We start from the raw sequence: 20,385 nt of genomic DNA, 5'->3' as shown, positions 1-20,385 counted from the left end.
TTAGAAGTTCGTCAGAATTCTGAACTGTACCAGATCGCGTTCTATATCGCCGGTTCTTCTACGCTGTTGCAAGCGCATGTAACCCATTTCGGCATCCACATGCTTGTTGAAACGGTATCCCAATGCGACTAAGGGTCTATGCTGATCGAAGAAGCTGTCGTTAATGCGTTCCTTGTGCTGTACATTGAACATCACTTCTGATTGTAGCAGCGAATACATCCCCTTGCTGAATTGCTCATTCGCAATGAGCGGAATAACGGCGCCGAGCTGCAGGCGCAGGCGTTGCGAAAAATCTGCATCAGGCCCGCGGAAACGTTGTTCAAAGCGCATGCGGAAGTTCAGGCGAAGTCTTTCTACCACATTTTTATAGATGTACTGCTGAAATAAGCGGTGTTCCAGTGTGCTGATCCTTTCTTCATTGATCATTTCCCAATCTGTGATGTTGCCATAACCCAATGCTACGGAGTGCTGTTTATTGAGATTGTAACTGAATGCACCACGTAGGAGGCGGGTACCTAGATAGTCGAAGTTATTGGCTGACCGGAACTGGAAATCGGTAAGCAGGTCGAACTTAGGAGATAGCTTCTGGGTGTGTGTGAGGTTTAGCCAACCACCGTTTCCAATCTGGGCAAGGGCAATATTAGCAAAGAGCATTAAACTTGTAAATAGGACAGCGTGTCGGATAATGAAATGGATCATGTTGTGAATTAAGTTTAAAATAGCCCTAAGGTATCCAAATTCTGCTACTAAAAGCAGGTTTGGAAGGAGAAAAAGACCAGCAGCTTACATAAACATCCATCTAATGAGAATGGAGGTTTTAGTGATCATCATAATTGTCGCGCTGTTTTCTTAAAAAGAACACGTTTTTATTCTCATGAAATCAATTAGCTAGTGTATGGTTTAGCTTGTAATGTCCAAACCCAAAAGCATGATCAAAATATAGCGTATTTATTCCATCTACCGTGGTGTAAATACCCAGTTCGTAGCGATTTTGCCTTAGGTCTTTTGGGTATTAAAATCCATCACTCGAATTTAAACCCCCTGATAATCAGACGGGAACGTGAAAAAATGTGAAATATTGTGTACTTTTTTCTTTTTGGTCGGGTGCATCAGTCTTTTAATATATAGCTTTGTATCAGTTTGATAGACCTCTATTTGGCACAGATTAGATTTACAAATATGCCTCATGTGAGAAAAATTATCGCTTTAGTTACTGTTTGCCGTTTCTTCCTATGAGACATTGCCCATCCTTTTACGCCTCATCCGACCACAATTTATAGAATACCAATCATGAATAATTTACCAAAGCATTTAGTCATACTGATCTCAATGCTGTTTATGTTTGAAGCCAAAGCTCAAGTGGGTATTGGCACAAATGCTCCAGATGCCAGTGCACAGCTCGAAATCTTATCTACTTCTAAGGGTTTACTAATTCCCAGACTTTCGATCAGTCAAAGAGATGCAATTCCAAATCCGGCAAATGGATTGTTGATTTACCAGGTGGTTAATTCTCCAGGATTTTATTACTACAACAATGGACAATGGATAAAGCTTGTAAATAGCACCGATCTGACTGGTACGGGCACCGGAGGCACGGTAAACACGATACTTAATGGTACGGTTAGCCCTTCTTCGAATTTGGGTAATAATGGTGATTTTTACTTAAACACTGCGAATAACACGCTTTACGGACCGAAAAACGGGGGAAGCTGGCCTTCAACGGGTGTTTTGTTAGTAGGTCCTCAGGGCGTGCCGGGCACCTCCGGGGGAAGTGCTGAACTTCCAAAGTTAAGCTTTGATGCAAACTATAACTTATCCATCTTGGGCAGCAATATGGTAAGTCTTGCAGATCTTAACCAATCTTTAAGCCTTGCAGACGGTATACTATCTATTTCAGGTCCAAGGAACAGTAAGGTAGATCTTAAAGGGCTTTTGGGAACAGGAACTGGAACTGGAACTGGAGGTCTGAGTTCACTATCATTTCTCGGAGGAAACGGATTTTTAGGTACGGTTACAAGTCCAACAACTAACCCGGTGTTATCACTTGGTACTTCCGTGCAAGGTATCCTAGCAGGTAATGCCGGTGCCCTTACTGCAGCTCCAACTACGGGTAGTGGGGCAGTTGTGATGTCTAATTCACCAACACTAATCACACCTGATATTGGGAATGCAAAAGGTAATATTACAGGAACCGCTGGAAATGTGACCGGAATTGTAGCCTTAGCTAACGGTGGTACTGGTGCAAACAATGCTGAAACCGCCAGGATAAACCTTGGTATAGGGAATGTTAATAACACAAGCGATTTAGAAAAACCGGTAAGTAAGGCTACACAAGCTGCTATCGATGCGCTACAGGCGAAAACTGTTCCTGATGCGACAACATCCGAAAAAGGCAAGCTTATGCTTGCCGGGGATCTCAGTGGTACAGCAAGCGCACCTCTAATCGCGAACAATGCAGTTACTTCAGCGAAAATTGCTGATGGAACGATTACAGATTCAGATTTAAATAAGACAGCAATTCCACTTAGTGGTTTTGGAAAGCCAGTTGCAAACATTGCAATGGCGGGAAATAAAATTACAAACCTTAAAGATCCTACGAACAACCAAGATGCGGCGACTAAAAAATATGTAGATGATAAGCTTCTTGGTGTAGGTGGCGGAAGTGCTGAACTTCCAAAATTAAGCTTCGATGCAAATTATAACCTATCCATCCTGGGTAGTAATTTAGTAAGTCTTGCAGATCTTAATCAATCATTAAGCCTCGCAGACGGTATCCTATCCATTTCAGGACCGAGGAACAGTAAGGTAGATCTTAAAGGGCTTTTAGGAACAGGCACTGGAACTGGCTCCGGAGTTGTAGCTCATGACGCCACGCTTACGGGTTCAGGAACAACAGGAAGCCCACTAGGTTTAGCAAACACTAGTGTTCAACCCGGGACCTATACCTCAGCCAATATTACAGTTGATGCTACGGGTAGAATTACTGCAGCTACAAACGGTGCGTCCGGCGGTGGATCCGGGGGTGTAACTGGAGTGATCGGGGTTGCTAACGGCGGTACTGGTGCGAACAATGCGGAAGACGCCAGGCTTAATTTGGGTTTAGGCAACGTTGATAATACCAGCGACGCTATGAAACCTGTAAGTGCAGCGACGCAGACTGCGCTGAACTCAAAAGAAGATAAATCCAATAAAAGTACTAATCTGGTTGCCGACGCCAATTCGGATGAGAAATATCCTTCAGTAAAGGCCGTAAAAACATACATCGATTTACAAAATGGTGTGGAGGATGCAACAACCAGCTCAAAAGGTAAGATTAAGTTGTCAGGCGATTTAGGCGGTACAGCAGACCTTCCCGTGGTGTTAACGGTTGGTGGCGTGACGGTCGAATCAGATAACATTTTAGGAACAATCGTAAAGAGAGATGGCAGCGGTAATATTGCTGTTAACAAAGTGACCGGTGACTTGCTTGGAAATGCAACAACGGCCACCACTGCGGGAACTGTAACCGGAACGGTGATGGTTCCAAACGGCGGAACGGGTATCACGTCTTATACCCCTGGAAACTTCATTAAAGCAGCTACAGAATCTACGCTGCAGCAAATTACACCGACTGAAGTTAAACAGGACCTTGGGCTAAACCTTGTAAATAACACCAGTGATTTAGATAAGCCAATTAGTACGCTTACACAAAATGCTTTAGATAAGAAAGAAGACAAAATCAATAAAAGTACTGACGGGACATTCACCACCAATTCTGATGAGAAATTCCCAACTGAAAAAGCTACAAAAACTTATGTCGATGAAAAAGTAAGAACCGCCGTAATTGCTGCTGGGGGTGTTCCAGATGCAACAGCAACGATCTTGGGTAAGATACAGCTTGCAGGAGATCTGGGTGGAATCGCATCAGCACCAACGGTACCTGGTTTACTCTTGAAAGAAAACCTCATTACAGTACTACCGGTGAGTAAGGGCGGAACGGGAATAGATAAATATACCGCTGGCAGCTTTTTAACCGCATTAAATGCGAACAATTTGCAACAAAGAACCCCAGCCCAGGTGAAGGAAGATTTGGGTCTAAACAACGTTAATAACACGAGCGATTTAGATAAGCCGGTTAGTACAGCTACCCAAACTGCGTTAAACGACAAGATTAGCAAGAGCGAAAAAGCGGCTAATAACGGTGTAGCGACCCTGGATGCCAATGGTAAAATTCCATCCAATCAGATCCCTGCGATATCATTCGCATCAGTTAACGTGGTGAACAGTCAGGCAGCTATGCTTGCCTTAGCAAACCCGCAGGTTGGAAGTACGGTTATCAGATCAGATGAGAATAGAAGTTATGTGTTAGCAGCTACCCCGGGTTCAGATCTCAATAATTGGAAGGAAATTTTAACTCCTGGAAGTGGTGTCCAATCCGTAAATGGGCAGACAGGTATAGTTTCGCTTACCAAGACCGACTTGCAACTGTCGAATGTTGACAATACTTCTGATGCAAACAAGCCGGTAAGTACGTTGACAGCAGCAGCATTAGCCTTGAAGGAAGACAAAGCCAATAAGAGTACAAATGTTTCTGCCGACGCAAATTCGGATTTGAAATATCCAACCGTAAAAGCCATTAAGTCTTATGTGGACAATCTGACATCTTCCGGAGCACCAGATGCGACAACCGCGAATAAAGGTCTTGTACAACTTGCAAATGACCTTGGTGGTACAGCCGCTGCACCAACGGTGATTACAGTCGGGGGATTACCAGCAGCACAGATTAGCGCGGGAGCAAAGCTCGCAAATGAAGCGACAACAGCAAGTACGCCAAACACGATCGTTAAAAGGGATGCCGCAGGTAATATCGTTGGAAATCTGATCGGTAATGCCTCTACAGCAACCTCGATCAGCGGAACGATTAGTCCTGCAAATGGTGGAACTGGTTTAAACAGCTATACACCATTGAACTACCTGCGGGCAGCTTCCGCCACTACTTTAGAACAACGTACTCCTACACAAGTAAGGGCAGACATTGGTTTAGGGAATGTAGATAACACGAGCGATGCTGCAAAGCCGCTTAGTACAGCTACTACCACGGCATTGGCTGGTAAAGAAGATAAGACCAATAAAACCAAAGACATCGCAATCGACGCAGCATCAGACGACAAATATCCAACTGCAAAAGCGGTGAAAACATATGTAGACGCTACGGTAACGCAGGGCGCACCTTTAGCAACAACAACAGCTAGAGGAATTTTAAAGCTTGCAGGTGACTTAGGCGGTACCGCGGATTTACCTGTCGTGAACTCGGTCGGTGGGGTGACCGCGGCAAATATCGCCACGGGAATTGCAACAGCAAATAGCGGTACGAGCGCTAATACAGCAAATACTTTAGTGAAGAGAGACGCTTCGGGTAATTTCTCTGCTGGAACCATTACGGGTACTCTGGCTGGGAACGCAACTTCTGCAACTAAGCTCGCAACAGCAAGAACAATCAACGGCGTAGCATTCGACGGTTCTGCTAACATTACAATTCCTGGTCAGCCAATTACAGGAAGTAATGGTATCACCGTAACGAATGGGTCTGGTAACACTGCGATTGCATTATCGAACACGGCGGTTACTCCAGGTACCTATAGTGCTGCAAACATTACGGTAGATGCTACAGGTAGAATCACATCAGCTTCTAACGGAACCGCCGGAGGTGGGGGAGGTGGTACTGCTACTGATCTAGGATATACAGGAGCTGCTGCGCAGGGTACAATAACTTCGAGCACTGGTGCTGCTGCGGTTATCCCTGGTGCAACAAGCACCGTGGCAGGTTTGATGTCGACAACAGATAAGGTAAAACTGAATAAGATTGGTGATTTCACAACGGCAGACGCCAATAAGGTCTTAACCGTGAATGCTGCGGGTACCGAAGCTGCCTGGGTTACCCCAGCTCCCGCTGCTGGAGGAGGAGGAGGTGGAGCGCTCATGGGCTATCACCCTGGAGGCAATAAAAGCTTTTTTGTAAGGGCAACAGGTCCTGGTGTAACTGCTTCCATTTCTGATGGTCATACTTTAACTGTGAACATCCCTCTTGGCGTTGAACTCAACTACTTCAAGGTATCCACCAGTTATGCAGCTTTGGGAAGTCAAAACTTCTTAGACATCAAAATCATTGACGCGAATAAGAAGTGGAATAACAGTATTGAAGATGTTGTTGTTCCAGATGTCAAGATTGTAGATGTGAACGTCGTAAACCCTGTGATTAATACTATTCATAGCCCCGCAACAACCAATTTCTTGCTCAACGTGACGGGATACTCGAACGGAACCATCTCACTCCAAACAAATAGTTTGGGTAATCATTCTGGAACTAATGGATTTTATATCACGATAAGACCTTAGTAATGGGAAAATACCTTTTCTACGTTCTCAGCTTGGCTTTAGTCCTACTTACAACGATATCAAGTGGGCAAAGTTTGAAACAATTCAATGGCCAGTTCACGATATCCTATATCAATGCAAATGGCGGGACGAATTATGACATTAATGGTACGTTTTCTGACGGGGCAAACACATTTAATGCGAATCAGGTCAAAGTTGGGGATCGTATTATTGATCCTGCTGGAAATACCTTTGAGATATTGACTGTAAGCGTAAATGGAAGTCTGATCAGCACAACCTCCAAGGGGTTCGATCCAACACCTCCAGGCATTGGTATGGGCGTAATATACAGGCCGACGGCAAACGGATTTCCACTTACAACGGTAAACACACCTCCGACGGTCTTAACGACTGCGTTGAATACCGCAATGATTAACATTAACTCGACCATGCCATCTTATGGTTCGGGATCATCGCTCCCTAGTTCTGCAGGGTCGATTGGAGATGTTGTTTTCAATACTGGAGATAACCAAATCTATAAGTTAACAGGTTCAGGCTGGATATCTGTAGCTGCTGGAACTTTACCGACCGACTATTCAAGTCCAGTCACATCAGCACCTCCAGGTACAAAAGGAGATATGCTCCTTTCGTATTGGGACGACAAGGTTTATGTTTTCGATGGATCTACTTGGACTGCTCCACCCAATGTGTCCGCCTTACCAACATCCGCAAAATTTGGCGACGTCTTTTTTGTAACCGGAGAGAAAAAGTTGTACATGATGGGGGATGACTCGAAATGGGCACCCATCAGTTCTGCATCCATTCCGGGCGGCCCAACTACGGAGCTCCCAACATCATCAAAGCCCGGCGATGTATTTTTCAATACCGATGAGAACAAGTTGTATGTCTATAATAACGACCTCAAATGGGTAGAGATTTCAACCAATGGTTCTACCCCTCAGGGCGCTGTAAACCCGGATCCAGCTTCCGAAAAGCTCCTGGAAGGATCGCTATTTTACAACACTTCAGATCATAAATTATACGTTTACAATGGGACCACCTGGATTCCTGTTGAAAATTCACTTCGCAGCGGGAATATCTTTGTAGGGAATCCCTCCAATATAGCGGTTTCTGTGCCGTTATCCGGAGACGCGATCATTTCCAATACTGGAGCCTTAACGATTCAGCCGCTTAAGATCACTGAAGAAAAGCTAGACAAGGCGAACATTACTTTAAATGGGTTTGCGAACCCGAATGACCATGTTTCTTTTGGAGACGGGGTTAACAATTTCAAGATCATAAATCTTGCGAACCCCTCTGCACCTTCCGATGCTACGACCAAAAGTTATGTGGACGCCATGTTTTCAAATCCCGCGGGACTAAGCTTATCAAATAACAGCTTGTTTGTTGGAAATGCTTCGAATAAGGCCGTGGGTATTGCTAAAAATCTAATTCCAATAAGCGGTTTCGACAAAGCCAACGCGAACATCTCTATGGGAACGGGATTGGCCGGTGGAAATTACAAGATAATCAACATGGCGGATCCGGTGGCAGCCCAAGATGCTGCAACCAAGAACTACGTCGACACCAGGGTCGTAAGTGCAGGGAACCTGTCGTTACCTACCGGAAACTTTCTTATTGGTAACACGATCGGGACTGCTGCTCCAATTTTGAAGAATGCTATTCCGCTTAGTGGCTTTGGTCCGGCTACAGCTGATCTTTCTTTCGGCGGCTTCAAATTAAATAACCTCGGAGATCCGGTAACGGACCAGGATGCAGTAACCAAGAAGTATGTAGATACCAAGGTGATTAGTGCAGCAAATATTGCCCTTTCGAAAGGCAACTTGATTATCGGAGATGCTGAGGGTAAGGCTGCAGACGCTACAAAGAACAGTATACCGCTCAGTGGTTTCGCGGCGGCGGCCGAAAACATCTCTATGGGTGGTTTTCAGATCAACCAACTCGCAGCACCTACAACTGATGGGGACGCTTCGACAAAAAAATATGTAGATGATCTTTTTAAAAGTCCTTCAAACGCTTTGACTTTACCTAAAGGCAGCCTGTTTGTTGGAAACACTTCCGGCACTGCGGAGGCTTTAGCAAAGAACCTTATTCCGCTCAGTGGATTTGGGAAGGCTACTGATAACTTGTATTTGGGCGATGCAACAACACAATACAACATCAGCTTTTTAGCGGATCCTTTATTCCCTCAAGACGCAGCCACTAAAAACTACGTCGACAACAAACTTTCAACCCCTGAATCGCTAACCTTGCCAACCGATCACCTGTTGGTTGGCGACCCGCAGAACAAAGCTTATGCTGTAGCCAAAAACGCGCTTTCACTGAGTGATTTCGGGGCTGCAAAGGCGGCGATAGCTTTGGGTGATGGTACCACAAACTTTCCGATTAACAACCTTGCAGATCCAGTAAACGAGCAGGATGCCGCTACAAAGAAATATGTAGATTCAAAATCATCAAAAACACCAACGGGGACCACGGCACCTGCAAACCCAAATGCTGGAGACACTTACTTTAACACTTCGGAAAACCGTCTGTACGTATACAATGGGACAAGCTGGGTACCGCTAGACAACAAACTTTCGGATGGCCATTTGTACATCGGCAATAACGCCAATGTTGCAGTTTCTACCCCAAAAAACGTTGTCCCACTAAGCGGATTCGGATCTGCACAGGCTGATGTTTCCATGGGCAATTTTAAGCTGATCAACCTTTCTGATCCCACTTCGGGACAAGAGGCAGCAACAAAAAACTATGTTGATTTAGGCTTGGCAACGGCAACTGCCGCTGGCAAGGATAACCTTGGTAATCATCAGGCAGATGCAAATCTTAAAATGTCTACTTATTCCATAAGTAATGATGGCCTCGCAGGGAAAGGTCTAAGCTTTGGCCTATCTGGAAATGCGAGTTTCGCTCAGGACGTGACCATCAATGGCAACTTCTATACACCATCAGACTACCGTCTAAAAACCCGGATTGCTACGTTAAGCGGGGTGCTTGAAAAAATCAATCAGATCAGGGGCGTGAAGTTTACGTACAAAGACGAGCACAAATATGCCTCCGGATTAAAGATCGGTGTGATCGCTCAGGAGTTGCAAAAGGTATATCCAGAAATGGTTACCACTGGCAAAGATGGCTATCTGAAAGTTGATTACACGCAGCTTACCGGAATGCTTATTCAGGCAGTAAAAGAACAGCAGGAAGAGCTCGCAGAAATTAAATTGCAGTTGAAAAAGCAACAGGAACAGATCGATGGTATCCTTAGAAAAATGCAGTAAAAACAGTCAATACTGATGAAAAAAATATCACTTTACCTTTTACTAACCATTCTCCTTTTCAATGTCCAGGAATCCAGCGGACAAATGAAGGTTGGTTCAGAAGGGATCTTTATTCAAAAAGAAACCGTGTTTTTCACGGAAGGGCTTATGCTTGTTCCTGCTGATAATTGGGCCATGTCAAACCTGACCATATCGAGAGATTATTCTACCGTGATTTGGCCAAAGTATAACAGTATCCTTCGAAAGTATAGATTCAGCAGCCCTGTAGAATTTCAAGGTGAATTGTCCATAAATTACATGAACACGGAATTAAATGGGAACGAGCCGGAGAAGCTAACCTTAGCATATTCTAAAGCCACAAGCAATAAATATCAGGATTTCCTTTTGATGAAGGAAAGTGTCGCTGATCCAAACCTCAGATTTGTTGGTCAATTCCTTACAAGTCCCCTTACGATTGCTGATCTAACTGCTGTTACCCCCGAGGTAACTCCCGATATCTACAAGGAGTTGGAGATAAACAACATGATTACGCCCAATGGAGACGGAGTAAACGATACCTGGTTGGTGAAAAACATTCATTTGTACAACAATAATGAAGTGAAGATTTATGACCGTGATGGTAGACTGGTCTTTTCTATGATCGGTTACGACAACTCCTGGGACGGCAAACACAACGGCAATCCCCTGCCTGAAGACACCTACTATTACATATTAACCTTCGACTCCGGGAAGTTGGTGAAAAAGGGTTTTATAACCATCGTGAAAGAGCAATAACATATCAAGACAATGACAACATTACCATCCAGGCGTTGTATCCTGCAATACGCGCTTACCATATTCTACATTCTTATCGGACATAGTGTAAGTGCTCAGATAAGATCCGCAGGTATGCAATATTACGACAATCAGTACCTCAGCAATCCCGCTTTCGCAGGCGCCTCCGAAGGCTTTATCTTCAATATGAATTATAGAAACAGATGGCGTTCAATCCCAGGTTCACCTGTTACTGTATCTGCAACTGGCGACTACCGGTATGAAAACATTGGCTTGGGGTTAAATATCTATAATGAAAAAGCTGGCCTGATCGGACGTACACGTATCGTTGGAACATACGCTTACCACTTAACCCTTGATGATTTTGGCCGCAGTTTACACTTCGGTATTTCATTTGGAGCAATGAATCAGAAACTGGATAATGCAAGCATTATTGCAGATCCAACTGATGTGCTTCCCGAGCGGTTCAACGCCCGCAAAACATTTCTTGATGGCGACTTTGGTGTTGCTTTTATAAGTAATGGTTTAACGTTACAGGGTGCCTTGCCTAACCTGAAAAAATTCTTTCAAAAGGACGAGCAAAACACGATCGACGGCTCTACATACTTTGCGGCAATGAGCTATAAGCTGGGCGCAGCAAACGACATGTTTGCTTTCGAGCCTAAAATAAGTGTCAGAGGTGCTAAAGATATCAAGAGCATTGTAGACATTGGAACAAATCTAAGGACCTTCGACAATATTCTCTCCGTGATGGGTATGTACCACAGCGATAAGAGCTCTACACTTGGATTGGGGATTAATGTTGAAAAATATCAATTGAATTTATTTTACACCAGCGAGATGGGAGGTAAACTTCAGTCTACAGGAACAGATATCGAATTGAATTTGAAAATCAACCTGTCCAATACTTACAGACGTAAGCCTACGCTACTCTAAAAGGAAACCTTTAGCCTGATTATTTGTTTTTAGTGTTCATTCAAACTAAAAACGATGTCAGCAGAAGCAAAGAAAAAGACCGTTGTTGTTACCGGAGCAAGCTCTGGTATTGGACAAGGTATCGCCATAGCATTTGGGCAGCAAGGTGCCAATGTGGTCGTCAACTACCATAGCGACGAAGAAGGTGCAAATGAAACCCTGGACCGCATCAAACAAGGTGGTGGCTCAGGGTTTATTCATAAAGCAGACGTTAGTGATGAAGCCGAGGTAGAGGAAATGTACCGCAAGGCAGAAGAAAGCTTCGGGCAAATCCACATTCTGATCAACAATGCTGGTATACAGCAGGACAGCAGCTTTTCGGACATGAGCCTTGAACAATGGAACAAAGTCATACATACCAACCTCACTGGGCAGTTCCTTTGCGCCCGTGCAGCCATCCGGCATTTCGAACAGCAGGCTCAGCCGGGACCAGAGGAAATGGCTAAGGGCAATATCATCTTCATGAGTTCCGTACACGATATCATCCCTTGGGCAGGGCACGTGAATTATGCTTCTTCCAAAGGTGGAATTCTGATGCTCATGAAATCCCTTGCACTCGAAGTAGCGCCCAAAAAGATCCGCGTAAATGCAATATCGCCAGGAGCGATTGCAACAGACATCAATGAGGAAGTCTGGAGCGATGAGGAACAACGGAAAGCATTGCTCAAGCTAATCCCTTACAAAAGGATCGGGAAGCCGGAAGATATTGCCAAGGCTGCACTTTGGCTAGGCTCCGATGATAGTGACTACGTTACCGGAACCACGATCTACGTAGATGGCGGCATGACCTTATATCCCGGTTTTGTAGATAATGGCTAACAGATAAACCAAACATGAACAACATATGGAACAAATGATAATTGATCAGGCGGCAATTCTAGACATTGATTTTACCGCCGCTGATGTAGATAGAACCTTAAAGACCCTGCAACCCGTGGTATTCCAGGAAGGGGAACAGTTTTGCTGTCACCTGGGCCCTAACATGGAGCAGGGCATCCTCGGAAAAGGCGACACGCCTGAAGCCGCCATTGAAGCCTGGAAAGCAGCTTTAAAACAAAGGGTACAAACTGCGACTGAAGATGATGAACTTGCAACTTTCGTTAAAGACTCCCTAAACTTCACTAAAAATGATGTGTGGTAAGTAATGACCTGTACAACAGTGCATTTGCTCGTTTTTGCAGGTAATTAACATCAAAGACAAAGCTAAATACATCAAAATGCCCGAAAAGCCCTTGCGTTAAAATTGCAGGGGCTTTCCTTTTTGCAGGTTTTTATACGGCAACTGCAACTTTTTAAAACCTTCGCTGGTAACTATCTGTAATTTAGGAGATTGTTGGTATAACCCTTGCGGTATTCTCCGAAGGTAATACAACAAATACAGGAGTTTTAGCACGCATATATGTTCGATTATCTGATAGTAGGCGCAGGTTTTTCCGGGAGTGTTTTAGCGGAGCGTATTGCTTCCCAATACAACAAAAAGGTGTTGATTGTAGATAAACGCAATCACATTGGCGGCAATGCCTACGATTATCATAACGAAAATGGCATTTTAATTCATCAGTATGGCCCACATTGGTTCCATACCAACGACCAGAAAGTATTTGATTACCTCTCCAGATTCACCGAATGGCGGTACCATTATCATCGCGTAAGATCCTATGTAGACGGGATGCTGGTACCCATACCGATCAACCGGGATACCTTAAACCTGCTGTATGGACTGGAACTCAATGAACCAGCAGCTGTACAACGCTACTACGACAGTGTGAAAGCCGATATTCCAAATCCAGCAAATGCCGAAGAAATGGTGATCAGCCAGGTAGGTGAGGAGTTGTACAACAAGTTTTTCAAAGGTTATACCCTCAAACAATGGGAGATCCATCCACGTGATCTGGCAGCGAGTGTGACTGCCAGGATACCGGTAAGAACCAACCGCGACGACCGTTACTTTACCGACACTTATCAGGGTATTCCGAAACAGGGCTATACAGCACTTTTTAAGAAGATGCTTGATCATCCAAACATCTCCATCATGCTGCAGACCGACTATCGTTCAATCCTGGATACCGTGTCCTACCGTAAAATGATCTATACCGGGCCAATAGATTCCTTTTTTGATTACAAGTTTGGAAAACTTCCCTACCGCTCACTCCGGTTTGAACATGAAACCTTAGATCAGGAATTCTACCAGCCCTATCAGCAGGTTAATTACCCGAATGAATACGACTTTACGCGCATCGTGGAATGGAAACATGCAACAGGGCAGAAAAGTCACCTGACGACCATTACCCGCGAGTATTCCGTAGCGGCAGGAGCGAATCAGGAAAAGTACTATCCCATTCCACGGGAGGTAAACCATGAGTTGTTCAAAAGATATAAACAGGAAGCTGATCAGCTTGAAGACGTAATCTTCTGCGGGCGGCTTGCAGATTACAAATATTACAATATGGATCAGGTCATTGCCAGAGCCCTGATGATCTCCGAGAAAGAAATTAAAGATTAAAGATTTACCCCTATGCGCGCATCCTTCGTCATCGTAAACTACAACAGAAAAGCTGAGCTGCTGATCACCATCTCCAAAACAAAAGCGCTCATTAAGAACAGTCCCGACTTTGAACTCGTCATTGTCGATAATGCCTCCACAGATGGCAGTGCCGAGGCCGTGAAGGTACATTACCCAGATGTTGTGCTCATTGAAAATCCTGTAAACACGGGAGCACCTGCCTGGAACCTGGGGTTTAAACAAGCCAAAGGCGATTATTTCATCATCCTGGATGATGACAGTCATATCGACTTTGGCTTGGAAGCAGCATTGGAACACCTGGACCGGCACCCCAACATCGGTATTCTCGCCTTGAACGTCGTATCCGGACCTTATACCAGCGAAGGCTGGAAATGGAAAGACGGACAAGAGATCGTGGGTTTTATCGGCTGTGGCGCCATTTTCAGAAAGGCAGCATATGACAAAGTGGGAGGCTATGCAGATTGGATGTTCCTTTATGTTAACGAATGGGATCTTGGCCTGCGAGTTGTTGATGCGGGCTATCAGGTGCAGTATTTCGCCGGCTGTGAGGTTACCCACCGCGTCAGTGCACTGCACCGCAGCAGCAAAAGATTGCGGGTATTTGTAACCCGCCATGAGCTGTCTATCGTCTATAAGTACCTGGCTAAAGATCGCAGTAAGTACCTCTGGCGGGTGGCACTAAATAACCTCAAAGGCATCCGGCAGTTACATTTCAAAGATACCTGGTACAATATCATAGGGATGAAAGAATTCTATAAGCACAGAAAAACACTACGCTACACACCAGTATCACCTTATACGCAGCAGCTGTTCCTGGAACTTTTTGAAGCCACCAGACCAGTCTTCGCCTTCCTGAAAAGAGACCTTTCTAATCTTACCCGCTTATTCAAAAAACCTGCTCAAAGCAGCAGGACAAACTTAAATAAACCTAAACCTGTAGTCAAAAATGAAAATCTCGTTTGTGATCCTGAACTATAACCGGGAAAAAGAACTACTGATCACCATCGCAAAAACCCTGGATCTTATGGCTGGGCGCAGTGACTATGAGATCATTGTGGTAGACAATGCTTCGTCAGACCAGTCGGTCGCATCTGTAAGTACAACTTTTCCGCAGGTCAGCCTCATTCAGCGTAGCAAAAACAACGGCATTGCGGGTTGGAACGATGGCTTTGCAGTAGCTAATGGCGAGTATATGGTGGTGCTTGATGATGACAGCAACATTGTAAGCGGGCTGGATAAGGCCATTGCTGTGCTGGATGACGATCCTAAAATTGGCATTCTGGCGCTCAACGTTACGGGTGGTGCGTTCCCGACAGATTACCTGATCCATATGGAAGACAACATCGACTTCATTGGCTGTGGTGCCATCATCCGAAAAACGTTGTTCGACAAGATCGGTGGCTTCGCCGAATGGTTGTTTATATACACCCACGAATGGGAATATGCCATCCGTTGCCTGGATGCCGGCTACCGGATCCGTTACTTCGCAAACTGCTTTGTAGACCACCGTACCAGTGTGATCAACCGGAGTTCACGAAGATTAAAGGTCTTTTCCGTACGCAATGAGATGGCGATCGTGTACAAGTTTTTCGACAAAAAAGATCGTACAAAGTATGTTGCACGGGTGTACTTGAATAACCTTAAAGGTGTTTACCGGCTCGGCTTAAGGTCCTTACCCTGGTATTTTCAGGCATTAACCGAGTTCTTTAAATTGCGCAAACAACTGGTGCATACGCCTGTTCGGCCGGAAGTGCAGGATTTCTACAGCAAAAGCTGCTGGTCTACCCGACGTTTTCTTAAAATTATATAAAAGCCGTAACTTAAGACCTACCTAACTGTCCAGCCTATATGATGCACGAATCCGATAAGTACTGGGAGATCAAACCGCACACTTCATTGCTTGACGTCAAACTAAAGGAAAACTATGAGTATCGCGATCTACTCTGGCTGTTGGTTAAGCGGGACTTTATATCTTTCTATAAACAGACCATCCTGGGGCCGGTATGGTTCTTTATTCAGCCCATCTTTACGGTACTGATCTATTCGCTCATTTTTGGCAATGTGGCGGGCATCTCAACCGATGGGCTGCCAAAACCCCTGTTTTATCTCGCAGGTGTTGTGACCTGGAACTATTTCTCCGATTGTTTCATCAAAACCTCTTCGGTGTTCAGGGATAATGCTTACATCTTCGGAAAGGTTTATTTTCCCAGGCTGATCATGCCTTTAAGCATCGTTTTCTCCAACCTGGTGAAATTCGGTGTACAGCTGCTGCTCTTCTTTGGCATGATGATCTTTTATGCGCTGAAAGGTGATTACTTTGAGCTTACCTGGTATGTGTTGCTGTTTCCCTTTTTAATGCTGCTGATGGCCTGTCTTGGTCTTGGCTTAGGCATGGTGGTCTCCGCACTAACCACCAAATACCGCGATCTCGCTTTTCTGGTCACCTTTGGTGTGCCTTTGTTGATGTATGCCACCACGGTCGTGTTCCCCTTGTCGGCAGCACCCGAGCGCTTTGTAAATCTTATTAAGTTCAACCCTATGACGCCCATCATTGAAACCTTCCGCAAAGGCTTTCTTGGCACCGGAACCTTTAGCTGGGAAATGCTGGGCTACACCACGTTGGTCACGGTTATTGTCCTGTTCTTCGGCGTGATCATTTTCAATAAGGTACAAAAAAGCTTTGTAGATACCGTTTAAATGGAACTTATGCGTTAATAAACAGGAAGTCCTGTGTCTTTGGATTGTAGTTCTTTTGGCTTACCTCCTTGAAGCCGAATGGAGCAAGAGCTTCTGTAATAGGTTGTAAGCCCATGTGTGCTTCTCCGATGATCACATCCACGCGCTCCAGGAAGGCAGGAAGCGTATTCGTGAGATCCCCCAGGATATCATATTCCGCACCTTCCACATCGATCTTCAGCACAATGCGTTGCGCCGGGTCCATGCCCTCTAAAATCCCTTGCAGCACAGTGCTGACTTTCCGGATGCTGATGGCCTTTTTCACCACCTTATCCAGTTCCTCGGGGGCATAATCTTTAAGGAAATCGTATGACGTTGTGCAGATCCCATCGCGGTGGGGTAGGTAGTAGCATTCCAGCTGTTCGTCTTTGTTGCCCAAACCATAGTTGTAAAGCGAAATATTGCTTGCAAGCTTGGGGTTTAGCTCAACATTCTCCTGGGCCAGTGCAAAGGTATATTCATTCAATTCAAAACCATGAACGGCTTTACACCAGCTTTGTGACGCAAAATAGAGGCTTGCATAACCCCGGTTCATGCCGAAGTCGAACACCACATATTCCTGTGTTTTCAGGTACTTCGGATGGATGAAGTAAATGTGCTGTGCAAAAACCTCTCTTAAGATCCAGGGATAATCCGGCGTGCTGCAGAAACAAAGACCATCTTTCTGTAAATACACCAGGTTAGCGCCGGCGTCATAGTTCAGGATCTCAATATTGTGGCATAGCAGTGTCGGATAGATCCTGCTGAAAGCTGTTCCGCTGAGTTCCGGATAATCTTCAATGTAAAACCTGCCCATCCTGCGGTATAGTGCTTCAAAGACCTTTGTGCTTACACGAGCTTTGATGTTGGTTAACATTTTAGAAAACAGCATCCTCTTTAGCTTTATATGTTAATGATCAGCTTATTAATAATTGTAAAATCTGTAAACAATAGATTAGAATATCCGGTTCCTTTAAATAAACCTTTTTTGTTACAGTTAGTTTTAACGATATTTAAACAATTAGAAAACAAGCATTTAACCTGATTTTATAGAAGGGGAGGATGTTTGCTGCCCCTTATTTTCAGATGCTATGAAGAATATTGGAGTAATACTAGCCGGCGGAGTTGGAAGTAGATTGGGTTTGGAACTGCCCAAACAGTTTTTTAAGGTCGCCGGTAAGACCGTGCTGGAACATACGCTGTGTACCTTTCAGAAGAACGTTAATATTGATGAGATCGCAATCGTCAGCCTGGCCGCTTACATTCCAAGGATTGAAGACAGCGTAAATGAGAATGGTTTCAGTAAGGTAAAAAAGATCCTTGCTGGTGGTGCAGAACGTTACCTTTCCAGCTGGACCGCCATAAAGGCCTATGAAGATCTGGGCGACTGTAACCTGATCTTTCACGATGCTGTTCGGCCCCTGGTTTCCGACCGGATCATTGATGAAGTGATTGCCAATCTCCAGGGGCGCTACCGGGCGATTGATGTGGCCGTGCCGGCTACCGATACCATCATTGCTGTAGATGCCTCAAAGAACGAGATCAGCTCGATCCCTAACCGAGCAGCACTCATGCGCGGACAAACGCCACAAGGCTTCAGGCTGTCGCTGATCCGGGAAGCCTACCTCATCGCTTTTGATGATCCGGACTTTAAATCCACTGACGATTGTGGCGTTGTTAAAAAATACCTGCCGGAAGAACCGATCTTCATCGTCAGGGGGGAGGAAGCAAACATGAAGCTCACCTACAAGGAGGACCTTTACCTGCTGGATAAACTTTTCCAACTGCGCTCTGCTGAAATGAAAGGCAAACGCTCCGCTAACCGGGAAGCCCTACATGGGAAAGTCATGGTGGTTTTTGGCGGCAGCTATGGCATTGGGGAGAGCATTATCGAGCTGGCAATCAGGTATGGGATGAAGGCATATAGCTTCTCCAGGAGCAGCGGCATTGACATTTGTTGCCGGGAACAAGTTGCTGTGGCTATGCAAAGCGTAGCCAGTGTGGAAGGCTCGATAGATTACATCATCAACACCGCGGCGATCTTAAAGAAGGAACCATTGGTCAATATGGAAGCTGCAGATATCGAAGAAAGTATCCGTACTAACTACATAGGTGTCATCAACATTGCGCTGGAGAGCTTTCAGTACCTTAAAGAAAGCCAGGGGCACCTCATTTTTTTCACCTCCAGTTCTTACACCCGCGGCAGAGCCTTTTACAGTCTTTATTCGTCATCCAAGGCTGCAGTGGTCAACTTCGTTCAGGCGATAGCCCAGGAATGGGATAAGTTCGACATCAAGGTAAACTGTATCAACCCGGAACGGACGCGAACGCCTATGCGCAGCCGCAACTTCGGAAACGAAGAAGCGTCAACCTTGTTGAAATCTGAAGAAGTCGCGGAAGTAACACTCTCCACGTTGCAGGCCAGGTTCTCCGGCCAGGTTATCGATGTAAAACTTAACGATCATGGTTTAACCAATCTCTTTGAGGCTTAGCTTATGCGTCAACAGATAAAACTTTGCTTAAACTATCTCTTATACGTCCTCTCTTTTCTTTTCCCACGCAATAAGCGCAAGTGGGTATTTGGAAATTATATCATCGATCAATTTGGTGATAATCCAAAATACCTGTTTCTATATGTACAAAGATACCATCCCGATCTCCGTGCCATTTGGATTACCCAGGATAACCGGATCTATGAGGAACTTCGGCAAAAAGGAATGGAAGTACACAGGAAATGCAGCATCCGCGGATTTTACCATTGCCTCACAGCAGGTGTATATATCTATAATACTTTCCCGCAAGACATCAATTATTTCAGCTCAGGAGGCGCATTGCTGCTTAATATGTGGCACGGGGTGGGCCTCAAAACCATCGAATTCAGCATTACCCGTGGGCTTCTTGCCGCTTGCTATAAAGAAAAAAAGCTGAGCTATCGCCTGCACATGCCATGGCGCTTCAAACGGCCAGATTACCTGCTTTCCTCAAGTCCTTTCCAATCCCTTCCTTTCGCCAAAGCCTTCCGTATCCCTGTAGAACGTTGTCTGAACATTGGATATCCTCGTAATGATGTCATGCTGATGCCCGAGGAGGTACGACTGCAGCTAATCCGCAAATACGAACATCCGGATACGATACCTTATATCGATAAACTGCGTAAGTTCGATCAGGTATATCTTTATATGCCTACCTGGAGGGATTCGCCAACGTTCCTGACTGATCTTGGACTTGAAGTTGCACGGATTAACCAGCTCATGCAAGCTAAGAATGCTGTAATGATTCTGAAAATGCATGTCAATACGGCGAACATTCCCGCAGAAGGCTTGTCTAACGTCTGGATTTTGCCCTGGTGCCTGGATGTTTATACCATCTTTCCCTACACGCACACGCTGATCACAGATTATTCCTCCGTGTTGTACGACTACATACTTCTACCCGCTAAATCAGTCATCCTGTTTGTCTATGATATGGAGAGATATCTGTCTGAACGCGAATTCAACTATCCCTTCCTGCCAAATGTAGCAGGACATCTGGTGAAAGATCTTGAAGCATTTTATGCCGCACTGGCTTCCAGCGAAGCGCTGGACAGTATCAACGATATGGAAGAGATCCGGGAGCGTTTCTGGGGAAATTACAATGGACATGCTGCGAAGGATCTGACGGTCTTTTTGAAGAAAAAACTAGGACTACCTGAATCTGGATTTGAGGAAGTACCGTTAAAACAAATTGACAGTAAATCAGGTATATAGT

The 20,385-nt window shown here is 45.0% G+C and carries 14 protein-coding genes; 12 read left to right on the top strand and 2 right to left on the bottom strand.

Annotated features, from left to right (window positions below; all coding sequences use genetic code 11):
• Entirely contained in the window at positions 1-699 is a 699-nt protein-coding gene (locus ACTHQF_RS14780) for a DUF2490 domain-containing protein (protein WP_440431308.1), read from the bottom strand.
• A gap of 591 nt (positions 700-1,290) precedes the next feature.
• Between ACTHQF_RS14780 and ACTHQF_RS14775 the strand changes: the two genes are divergently transcribed.
• The 10 genes from ACTHQF_RS14775 (at position 1,291) to ACTHQF_RS14730 (ending at position 16,620) form a co-directional block, all read left to right on the top strand.
• Entirely contained in the window at positions 1,291-6,375 is a 5,085-nt protein-coding gene (locus tag ACTHQF_RS14775; RefSeq protein ID WP_440431306.1) for a beta strand repeat-containing protein, read from the top strand.
• A gap of 74 nt (positions 6,376-6,449) precedes the next feature.
• On the top strand, positions 6,450-9,650 hold the full coding sequence (locus ACTHQF_RS14770) for a tail fiber domain-containing protein (protein WP_440431304.1): 3,201 nt from the start codon (positions 6,450-6,452) through the stop codon (positions 9,648-9,650).
• 15 nt (positions 9,651-9,665) lie between these two features.
• Positions 9,666-10,424 carry a gliding motility-associated C-terminal domain-containing protein gene (locus ACTHQF_RS14765; RefSeq protein ID WP_440431302.1) on the top strand — a complete coding sequence of 253 codons (759 nt, stop codon included), beginning with the start codon at positions 9,666-9,668 and terminating at the stop codon, positions 10,422-10,424.
• 12 nt (positions 10,425-10,436) lie between these two features.
• The gene (locus ACTHQF_RS14760; RefSeq protein ID WP_440431300.1) at positions 10,437-11,360 is read left to right on the top strand and encodes a PorP/SprF family type IX secretion system membrane protein; all 924 of its coding nucleotides are present in this window, start codon (positions 10,437-10,439) and stop codon (positions 11,358-11,360) included.
• A 54-nt stretch (positions 11,361-11,414) separates the two neighbouring features.
• Entirely contained in the window at positions 11,415-12,218 is an 804-nt protein-coding gene (locus tag ACTHQF_RS14755; protein WP_440431298.1) for an SDR family oxidoreductase, read from the top strand.
• A gap of 25 nt (positions 12,219-12,243) precedes the next feature.
• Complete coding sequence (locus ACTHQF_RS14750; RefSeq protein ID WP_440431296.1) at positions 12,244-12,540, top strand: hypothetical protein; 297 nt, start codon at positions 12,244-12,246, stop codon at positions 12,538-12,540.
• Positions 12,541-12,798: 258 nt separating this feature from the next.
• The gene (gene glf, locus ACTHQF_RS14745) at positions 12,799-13,902 is read left to right on the top strand and encodes a UDP-galactopyranose mutase (RefSeq protein WP_440431294.1); all 1,104 of its coding nucleotides are present in this window, start codon (positions 12,799-12,801) and stop codon (positions 13,900-13,902) included.
• 12 nt (positions 13,903-13,914) lie between these two features.
• Complete coding sequence (locus ACTHQF_RS14740; protein ID WP_440431292.1) at positions 13,915-14,901, top strand: glycosyltransferase family 2 protein; 987 nt, start codon at positions 13,915-13,917, stop codon at positions 14,899-14,901.
• Complete coding sequence (locus tag ACTHQF_RS14735; RefSeq protein ID WP_440431290.1) at positions 14,870-15,733, top strand: glycosyltransferase family 2 protein; 864 nt, start codon at positions 14,870-14,872, stop codon at positions 15,731-15,733. The genes ACTHQF_RS14740 and ACTHQF_RS14735 overlap by 32 nt, the downstream gene beginning before the upstream one ends.
• A gap of 38 nt (positions 15,734-15,771) precedes the next feature.
• The gene (locus ACTHQF_RS14730; RefSeq protein ID WP_440431288.1) at positions 15,772-16,620 is read left to right on the top strand and encodes an ABC transporter permease; all 849 of its coding nucleotides are present in this window, start codon (positions 15,772-15,774) and stop codon (positions 16,618-16,620) included.
• A 7-nt stretch (positions 16,621-16,627) separates the two neighbouring features.
• Here the strand turns inward: ACTHQF_RS14730 and ACTHQF_RS14725 are convergent, their stop codons facing one another.
• Positions 16,628-17,530, bottom strand: coding sequence for an FkbM family methyltransferase (locus ACTHQF_RS14725; protein ID WP_440431286.1), 903 nt, complete (start codon positions 17,528-17,530; stop codon positions 16,628-16,630).
• 199 nt (positions 17,531-17,729) lie between these two features.
• Here ACTHQF_RS14725 and ACTHQF_RS14720 point away from each other — a divergent pair, with 199 nt between their 5' ends.
• Both ACTHQF_RS14720 and ACTHQF_RS14715 read left to right on the top strand, forming a co-directional pair.
• A complete protein-coding gene (locus ACTHQF_RS14720; RefSeq protein ID WP_440431284.1) occupies positions 17,730-19,130 on the top strand; it encodes an SDR family NAD(P)-dependent oxidoreductase in 1,401 nt (466 codons plus the stop codon).
• A gap of 3 nt (positions 19,131-19,133) precedes the next feature.
• A complete protein-coding gene (locus ACTHQF_RS14715) occupies positions 19,134-20,384 on the top strand; it encodes a CDP-glycerol glycerophosphotransferase family protein (RefSeq protein WP_440431282.1) in 1,251 nt (416 codons plus the stop codon).
• Position 20,385: the final 1 nt, after the last annotated feature.

Origin of the sequence: Pedobacter sp. SAFR-022, from assembly GCF_051965375.1 — a bacterium.
In the GTDB taxonomy this organism is placed as follows: Bacteria; Bacteroidota; Bacteroidia; order Sphingobacteriales; family Sphingobacteriaceae; genus Pedobacter.
The sequence above is the reverse complement of the archived record's forward strand: the minus strand, read 5'-3'. Positions and strand labels throughout refer to the sequence as shown.